General features: G+C 38.8%; 11 protein-coding genes and 1 tRNA gene. All 12 read left to right on the plus strand.

The annotated features are described in order from the left end of the window. The first annotated feature begins 8 nt into the window (after positions 1 to 8). The 12 genes from QM857_RS08845 to QM857_RS08900 all read left to right on the plus strand — a co-directional run bounded on the left by QM857_RS08845 (position 9) and on the right by QM857_RS08900 (position 8,261). Entirely contained in the window at positions 9 to 557 is a 549-nt protein-coding gene (locus tag QM857_RS08845; RefSeq protein ID WP_414275731.1) for a cell division protein SepF, read from the plus strand. Continuing rightward, positions 557 to 817: a YggT family protein gene (locus tag QM857_RS08850; protein ID WP_006153053.1), complete on the plus strand. Its 261-nt coding sequence runs from the start codon at positions 557 to 559 to the stop codon at positions 815 to 817. The genes QM857_RS08845 and QM857_RS08850 overlap by 1 nt, the downstream gene beginning before the upstream one ends. Continuing rightward, the gene (locus QM857_RS08855; protein WP_195184111.1) at positions 814 to 1,599 is read left to right on the plus strand and encodes an RNA-binding protein; all 786 of its coding nucleotides are present in this window, start codon (positions 814 to 816) and stop codon (positions 1,597 to 1,599) included. Before QM857_RS08850 ends, QM857_RS08855 begins: the two co-directional genes overlap by 4 nt. Before the next feature lie 7 nt (positions 1,600 to 1,606). Then, positions 1,607 to 1,870 (plus strand): DivIVA domain-containing protein, encoded by a 264-nt coding sequence (locus QM857_RS08860; RefSeq protein WP_414275732.1) that lies wholly within the window; start codon positions 1,607 to 1,609, stop codon positions 1,868 to 1,870. A gap of 16 nt (positions 1,871 to 1,886) precedes the next feature. Beyond that, positions 1,887 to 2,699: a DivIVA domain-containing protein gene (locus QM857_RS08865; RefSeq protein WP_414275733.1), complete on the plus strand. Its 813-nt coding sequence runs from the start codon at positions 1,887 to 1,889 to the stop codon at positions 2,697 to 2,699. Between the two features lie 250 nt (positions 2,700 to 2,949). Then, positions 2,950 to 5,742, plus strand: coding sequence for an isoleucine--tRNA ligase (gene ileS / locus QM857_RS08870; RefSeq protein ID WP_414275734.1), 2,793 nt, complete (start codon positions 2,950 to 2,952; stop codon positions 5,740 to 5,742). A gap of 101 nt (positions 5,743 to 5,843) precedes the next feature. Beyond that, entirely contained in the window at positions 5,844 to 6,212 is a 369-nt protein-coding gene (locus QM857_RS08875) for a hypothetical protein (RefSeq protein ID WP_004254107.1), read from the plus strand. 131 nt (positions 6,213 to 6,343) lie between these two features. After that, positions 6,344 to 7,036 (plus strand): phosphoglycerate mutase, encoded by a 693-nt coding sequence (locus QM857_RS08880; RefSeq protein WP_016466134.1) that lies wholly within the window; start codon positions 6,344 to 6,346, stop codon positions 7,034 to 7,036. Positions 7,037 to 7,156: 120 nt separating this feature from the next. Then, on the plus strand, positions 7,157 to 7,309 hold the full coding sequence (gene rpmG, locus QM857_RS08885) for a 50S ribosomal protein L33 (RefSeq protein ID WP_001809375.1): 153 nt from the start codon (positions 7,157 to 7,159) through the stop codon (positions 7,307 to 7,309). Positions 7,310 to 7,318: 9 nt separating this feature from the next. Continuing rightward, the gene (secE, locus tag QM857_RS08890; protein WP_004254104.1) at positions 7,319 to 7,495 is read left to right on the plus strand and encodes a preprotein translocase subunit SecE; all 177 of its coding nucleotides are present in this window, start codon (positions 7,319 to 7,321) and stop codon (positions 7,493 to 7,495) included. Between the two features lie 49 nt (positions 7,496 to 7,544). Next, a complete protein-coding gene (gene nusG, locus QM857_RS08895) occupies positions 7,545 to 8,081 on the plus strand; it encodes a transcription termination/antitermination protein NusG (RefSeq protein WP_016466132.1) in 537 nt (178 codons plus the stop codon). Positions 8,082 to 8,189: 108 nt separating this feature from the next. Next, positions 8,190 to 8,261: transfer RNA gene (locus QM857_RS08900), tRNA-Glu, on the plus strand. Positions 8,262 to 8,280 lie beyond the last annotated feature (19 nt).

An 8,280-nucleotide genomic window follows, 5' to 3' on the forward strand; every position in this document is an offset into this window, starting at 1 on the left:
AAATAATCATGTCATTAAAAGATAAATTTGATAAATTTATAGATTACTTTACAGAAGATGGAGATGAAGTTGCTTCAGAAGTTGTAGCTGCACAACCTGAACGTTCACTAGCTTCGGTTCCTCAAAAAAGAGAATTGCCACAGCAAGCTGCTGCTCAAGATTCTTCTTCAGTCGAAGCAAAAGAGAAAAATATTACAAAACTTCATGCCCGTCAGCAACAACTAGCAATTGAAAGCCATCACTCTACTGAAAAAGTAACCATCGATGTTCGTTACCCACGCCGTTATGAAGATGCAACAGATATTGTTGATTTGTTGGCTGGGAATGAAAGTATCTTGATTGACTTCCAATATATGACAGAAGTTCAAGCTCGTCGTTGTTTGGATTACTTGGATGGAGCACGTCATGTCCTTGCTGGTGAGTTAAGAAAAGTAGCGAACACAATGTATCTTTTGACACCTGTTGGTGTTGTGGTAAACATTGAAGATATTCGTTTACCTGAAGAAGCTCAAAGCGAAGAATACGACTTTGACATGAAGAGAAATAGAGTACGTTAATGTTTCTAATAATTCGTTTTATCCAAAATGCTACAGATATCTATTCACTGATACTTGTAGCTTTTGCTCTATTATCATGGTTTCCAAATGCCTATAACACACAGTTGGGGAAATTTTTAGAGACTTTGTGTAAACCAATTCTTGAGCCTCTAAAACGTCTACCTCTTCAAATCGCAGGTTTGGATTTCTCTGTTTGGATTGCCCTAATTCTCTTACGCATGATTAGCCGCTATCTCATCAATTTGCTGGTCGTATTATGAGCAAGGAACTTTACCAACATTTCGCAACGGAGGATATTCCATTCATCGATAAGGGCTTGGAATGGTTGAGTCAAGTCGAGGAGCACTATGCACCGATTTTATCTCCTTTTATAAATCCTCACCAAGTATTTATCTTGGAAACTTTGGGAAATAATAGAGGGATAAAAGTCTTCTCTAGTACGAGTTATATCTCTTCGGAATACGCTAGGGTTATTTTAGCGCCCGATTACTTCATGCCAAGTTTGGAAGATTTTGAAATGACCTTGCTTGAGATTGTGTATCCCAGCAAGTTTCAGCAACTGACCCATTCAAAGATATTGGGTACAGTTCTCAATCGACTAGGTATTGACCGTAAGTTATTCGGAGACATTCTGGTGACAGAAGATAAAGCCCAAATTATTGTCGATCGAAGATTTACCACTCTTTTCCAAGATGGAATTCAAAAGATTTCCAAGTTGCCTGTAAGTTTAGTAGAACGTCCTTTTTCAGATATGATAGAATCCAAAGATGACTATCAAGAAAAAGAAGTCTTGGTTTCAAGTCTTCGTCTGGATACCTTCTTATCTAGCATATTGAAATTATCTCGTTCCCAAACTTCGGCCCTGGTTGAAAAAAAGTTGGTTCAAGTCAACTATCATATAGTTGAAAAATCGGACTATCCGGTAAAAATTGGTGATTTAATCAGCGTCAGACGCTTTGGTCGAATTATCTTACTTAAAGAAAACGGTCAAACCAAAAAGGATAAGAAAAAATTAACAGTCCAGCTACTATTAAGCAAGTGAGAAAAATGTGTCAATTACACCACAAGATATTGTTGATAAAGTTTTTTCAACAAAATTCCGAGGCTACGATAAGGAAGAAGTTGACGAATTTTTAGATAAGATTTATATTGACTACGAGGAGTTGGTCCGTTACAAGGATGAGACAGAACGCTATATTAAAAGACTAGAAGAACGTCTTTCCTATTATACGAATGATATTCCTAAGAGAACGGTAACAAACGATCAAGAGAAAGTATCAGAAGCAATTAATAATGATTCTATTTTTTATTAAATAAGTGAGGAAAAATATGCCAATTACATCGTTAGAAATTAAGGATAAAACCTTTGGTGTTCAGTTTAGAGGTTTTAACCGTGAAGAAGTTGATGAATTTTTAGATATTGTTGTTCGTGACTATGAAGATTTAGTTCGTAGTAATCATGAAAAAGATCAACATATCAAAAATTTAGAAGAGCGTCTATCTTATTTTGACGAAATCAAAGATTCGTTGAGTCAGTCAGTTTTGATTGCCCAAGACACAGCTGAACGTGTAAAACAAGCTGCGAATGACCGTTCTAATAACATCATTAAGCAGGCTGAGCAAGATGCTCAACGTTTACTTGATGAAGCTAAGTATAAAGCCAATGAAATTTTGCGACAAGCTACAGATAATGCTAAAAAAGTTGCTGTGGAAACTGAAGAGTTGAAGAACAAGAGTCGCGTCTTCCACCAACGTTTGAAATCAACAATCGAAAGTCAGTTGGCTATTGTTGATTCATCAGATTGGGAAGAAATTTTGCGTCCGACTGCAACTTATCTTCAAACGAGTGACGAAGCTTTCAAGGAAGTTGTCCAAGAGGTTCTAGGTGAAGATGTATCGTCATACCATGAAGAAGAGCCAATTGACATGACTCGTCAATTCTCTCCAGAAGAAGTTGCAGAACTTCAAGCACGTATTGAAGCAGCTAACAAGGAATTGTTGGAAGCGCAACAAACTGCTGAAGAGTCAACTGAAACTGAAGTTGAAGTTCAGCCAGTTGCTGAAACTCTTGTTGAACCATCGCATGAGGAAGGACCTCAAGACGATCCTAACACTAAACAAGAGTCAGTTCTAATTTTATAAGAATCTCATTAGAGAACAAGAATTTATCAATCACATTTCTAGCGAGTAGGAGATGGTGAAAGTCCTACAATCCCTGTTGGTAAATTTATCCTCTCTTAGTATCAAGTCTGAAATGAGTAAGATTTGACGTTGCCCACGTTACGGGAAAAGAGGGAAAAGGACTGAGTCTTTTTCCGAATAAAGGTGGTACCACGATTTTCGTCCTTTTTGCGAATCGTGGTTTTTAATTTGTCTATATAAAGGAGATACAATGAAACTCAAAGAAACTTTAAATCTAGGAAAAACTGAATTTCCAATGCGTGCCGGACTTCCAACTAAAGAGCCAGTTTGGCAAAAAGAGTGGGAAGAAGCAAAACTTTATCAACGTCGTCAAGAGTTAAATGAAGGAAAACCACATTTCACGCTTCATGATGGCCCTCCATACGCTAACGGGAATATTCACGTTGGACATGCCATGAACAAGATTTCGAAAGATATCATTGTTCGTTCTAAGTCTATGTCAGGATTTTACGCACCATATATCCCAGGTTGGGATACACACGGTCTGCCAATCGAGCAAGTCTTGGCTAAACAAGGTGTTAAACGCAAAGAAATGGACTTGGTTGAGTACTTGAAACTTTGCCGTGAATACGCTCTTTCTCAAGTAGATAAACAACGCGAAGACTTCAAACGTTTAGGTGTTTCTGGTGACTGGGAAAATCCATATGTAACTTTGACGCCTGACTATGAAGCAGCGCAAATCCGCGTCTTCGGTGAAATGGCTAACAAGGGCTACATCTACCGTGGAGCTAAGCCAGTTTACTGGTCATGGTCATCTGAGTCAGCTCTTGCTGAAGCGGAAATTGAATACCATGACTTAGTTTCAACTTCTCTTTACTATGCTAATAAGGTTAAAGATGGCAAAGGTGTCCTTGATACAGATACTTACATTGTTGTTTGGACAACAACTCCATTTACCATCACAGCTTCTCGTGGTTTGACTGTTGGTGCGGATATTGATTACGTCTTGGTGCAACCAGCTGGCGAAACTCGTAAATTTGTAGTTGCTTCAGAATTATTGAATAGCTTGTCTGAGAAATTCGGTTGGGCGGATGTTCAAGTCTTGGCAACTTACCGTGGTTCAGAATTAAACCACATCGTGACAGAACACCCATGGGATACAGCAGTAGATGAACTCGTTATCCTTGGTGATCACGTTACAACTGATTCTGGTACAGGTATCGTCCATACAGCCCCTGGTTTTGGTGAGGACGACTACAATGTCGGTGTTGCCAATGGTCTTGAAGTTGCTGTAACTGTCAACGAACGCGGTATCATGATGGCTAATGCTGGCGCTGAGTTTGAAGGTCAATTTTATGACAAGGTTGTGCCAACAGTTATTGAAAAACTTGGAAATCTTCTTCTTGCTCAAGAAGAAATCTCTCACTCCTACCCATTTGACTGGCGTACGAAAAAACCAATTATCTGGCGTGCAGTACCTCAATGGTTTGCTTCTGTATCTAAATTCCGCCAAGAAATCTTGGACGAAATTGAAAAAGTGAAGTTCCACTCAGAGTGGGGTAAAGTCCGTCTTTACAATATGATTCGTGACCGTGGTGACTGGGTTATCTCTCGCCAACGTGCTTGGGGTGTTCCTCTTCCAATCTTCTATGCAGAAGACGGAACACCAATCATGACAGCTGAAACCATCGAGCATGTAGCTCAACTCTTTGAAGAGCATGGTTCAATCATCTGGTGGGAACGTGACGCTAAAGACCTCTTGCCTGAAGGATTTACCCATCCTGGTTCACCAAATGGTGAATTCAAGAAAGAAACAGACATCATGGATGTATGGTTCGACTCAGGTTCATCATGGAATGGTGTCGTGGTTAACCGTCCAGAACTCAAATATCCAGCAGATCTTTATCTTGAAGGTTCAGACCAATACCGTGGTTGGTTCAACTCATCTCTTATCACATCTGTTGCCAACCATGGTGTCGCACCATACAAACAAATCTTGTCTCAAGGTTTTGCCCTTGATGGTAAAGGTGAAAAGATGTCTAAATCACTTGGAAATACCATTGCTCCAAGCGATGTTGAAAAACAATTTGGTGCTGAAATCTTGCGTCTCTGGGTAACCAGTGTTGACTCAAGCAACGATGTGCGTATCTCTATGGATATCTTGAGCCAAGTTTCTGAAACTTACCGTAAGATCCGTAACACTCTTCGTTTCTTGATTGCTAACACATCTGACTTTAATCCAGCTGAGGATGCTGTCGCTTATGAAGAACTTCGTTCTGTTGATAAGTACATGACCATTCGCTTTAACCAACTTGTCAAGACCATTCGTGATGCTTATGCAAACTTCGAATTCTTGACAATCTACAAGGCATTGGTGAACTTTATCAACGTTGATCTATCTGCCTTCTACCTTGACTTTGCCAAAGATGTTGTTTACATTGAAGGAGCTAAGTCACTTGAACGCCGTCAAATGCAAACTGTCTTCTATGACATCCTTGTAAAAATTACCAAACTCTTAACACCAATCCTTCCTCACACTGCGGAAGAAATCTGGTCTTACCTCGAGTTTGAAGCGGAAGAATTTGTTCAATTGTCAGAATTACCAGAAGCTCAAACATTTGCTAATCAAGAGGAAATCTTGGATACCTGGTCAGCCTTCATGGACTTCCGTGGCCAAGCTCAAAAAGCTTTGGAAGAAGCGCGTAACGAAAAAGTCATCGGTAAATCTCTGGAAGCTCACTTGACTGTTTATCCAAATGAAGTGGTGAAAACTCTTCTTGGAGCTGTTGATAGCAATGTAGCACAACTCTTGATTGTCTCTGAATTAACCATCGCAGAAGGACCAGCTCCAGAAGGTGCAGTGGCCTTTGAAGATGTGGCCTTCACAGTTGACCGTGCAGCTGGTGAAGTTTGTGACCGTTGCCGTCGTATCGACCCAAGTACAGCAGAACGTAGCTATAATGCGACCGTCTGTGATCACTGTGCAAACATCGTTGAAGAAAACTTTGCGGACGCAGTGGCAGAAGGATTTGAAGCTAAATAATCCAACAAAAATACAGGAAAAATTCCTGTATTTTTTTTAAAAATAAAAACTTTATTAAAAATATGGTATAATATACCTTATTAAAATAAAAGGAGATATTTATGAAGACAAAAACACTAGCACAAGTAGATGGCTTTATTGGTATTATTGCAGGGGCAATTTTAGCTTTCTTACCAATTTTTATGGTATTTCTTGCAGCTATTTCTGAAGACGAAGATGCTGCAGGGCTTATTTTGGGCATTATTTTCATTGTTTTCTCTTTAGTGAAAATTGCAACCCTCATTCTTGGAATCCTCTCACTTGTCTACTATAAGGATGACAATCGTATTTCACTAGCACCATCGATTCTATTTATCGTTGGATCTGTAGTTGCCTTGATTCCTTTCCTTGGGTGGATTGGTGGAATCGTCCTTGTCATTGGTGGAGCTTTGTACCTAGCAAGCTTGAAACAATTTAGAATTGAAGAATAAATTATTTTTAGGGAAGAGTTCAAGAGCTCTTCTCTTTTTCGTTGATTTTAACTAGCATTTTTGTGAAAAATTGTGTAAAATAGAATAGATAAACGAGGGCGACCTCGAAAAATAAAAGGAGAATCCAACTAATGGTAAAATTGGTTTTTGCTCGCCACGGTGAGTCTGAATGGAACAAAGCTAACCTTTTCACAGGATGGGCTGACGTAGATCTTTCTGAAAAAGGTACTCAACAAGCTATCGATGCTGGTAAATTGATCAAAGAAGCTGGTATTGAATTTGACCAAGCTTACACTTCAGTATTGAAACGTGCTATCAAAACAACTAACCTTGCACTTGAAGCATCTGACCAACTTTGGGTTCCAGTTGAAAAATCATGGCGCTTGAACGAACGTCACTACGGTGGTTTGACTGGTAAAAACAAAGCTGAAGCTGCTGAACAATTTGGTGATGAGCAAGTTCACATCTGGCGTCGTTCATACGATGTATTGCCTCCAGCAATGCCTCGTGATGATGAGTACTCAGCTCATACTGACCGTCGTTACGCTTCACTTGATGACTCAGTAATTCCAGATGCTGAAAACTTGAAAGTGACTTTGGAACGCGCTCTTCCATTCTGGGAAGACAAAATCGCTCCAGCACTTAAAGATGGTAAAAACGTATTCGTAGGTGCACACGGTAACTCAATCCGCGCTCTTGTAAAACACATCAAACAATTGTCAGACGACGAAATCATGGATGTGGAAATCCCTAACTTCCCACCATTGGTATTCGAATTTGACGAAAAATTGAACGTAGTTAAAGAATACTACCTTGGAAAATAATGTAAAATAGAGTCTAGGATTATTCCTAGGCTTTTTTATTTTAAAAATAGGGAAATGCAGAGTGCAATTTAACTTGTCAAAGACAAGGATTCTTGTTATAATAGATAGGATGGAGGCGCTATGGCACTTAAAAAAGCAAGTTTAGCCTGTGCGGTTTGTGGTTCAAGAAACTACTCAATTAAAATTAGTGGGAATCCAAAACCGACTCGCTTAGAAGTAAATAAATTTTGTAAACATTGTGGTAAATACACAACACATCGAGAAACGAGATAGGAGATAAGAATGGGTTTTATTAAGGATATCTTTACACTTCTTAAAGATACAACTTGGCCAACTCGAAAACAAAGTTGGGTAGATTTTAAATCTATCATGGAATACACTGCTTTCTTTGTGGTTATCATTTATATTTTTGACCAGTTAATCGTTAGCGGATTGATTCGATTCATTAACATTTTTTAAGATAGTATAAATAGGCTGAAAGAAGTTTACCATTAAGAAAGGAAAAAAGATGGATAGTTTTGATAAAGGATGGTTTGTCCTACAAACATATTCTGGTTATGAAAATAAAGTAAAAGAAAATCTCTTGCAACGTGCACAAACATACAATATGTTGGATAATATCCTACGTGTGGAAATTCCAACTCAAACTGTGCAAGTTGAGAAAAATGGGAAGAAAAAAGAAGTTGAAGAAAATCGCTTCCCAGGATATGTCCTTGTGGAAATGGTTATGACTGATGAAGCTTGGTTTGTAGTTCGTAATACACCAAACGTTACAGGATTTGTCGGCTCACACGGGAACAGATCTAAACCAACTCCACTTTTGGAACAAGAAATCAGAGATATCTTGGTCTCAATGGGACAAACGGTTCAAGAATTCGATATCAATGTTGAAGTTGGTCAAACAGTTCGAATCATTGATGGTGCCTTTACTGATTACACAGGAAAAATTACTGAAATTGATAATAACAAAGTGAAAATGATTATTTCAATGTTTGGTAATGATACAGTAGCAGAAGTAAACTTGAATCAAATCGCTGAATTGTAATATCAGTTACCGATTAACTTGTGAATCTAGAATCCTGTCAACTAATTTTAAAAAACTAGTTGACAAGATTCTAAAAGTAGGTATAATAGAAAGAGTTGACAAGCTCAGGGTCCGTTGGTCAAGGGGTTAAGACACCGCCTTTTCACGGCGGTAACACGGGTTCGAATCCCGTACGGACTATGGGTGTATTGCGGTTGAT

Origin of the sequence: Streptococcus infantis (genome assembly GCF_047463315.1) — a bacterium.
Lineage (GTDB): Bacteria > Bacillota > Bacilli > Lactobacillales > Streptococcaceae > Streptococcus > Streptococcus infantis_AB.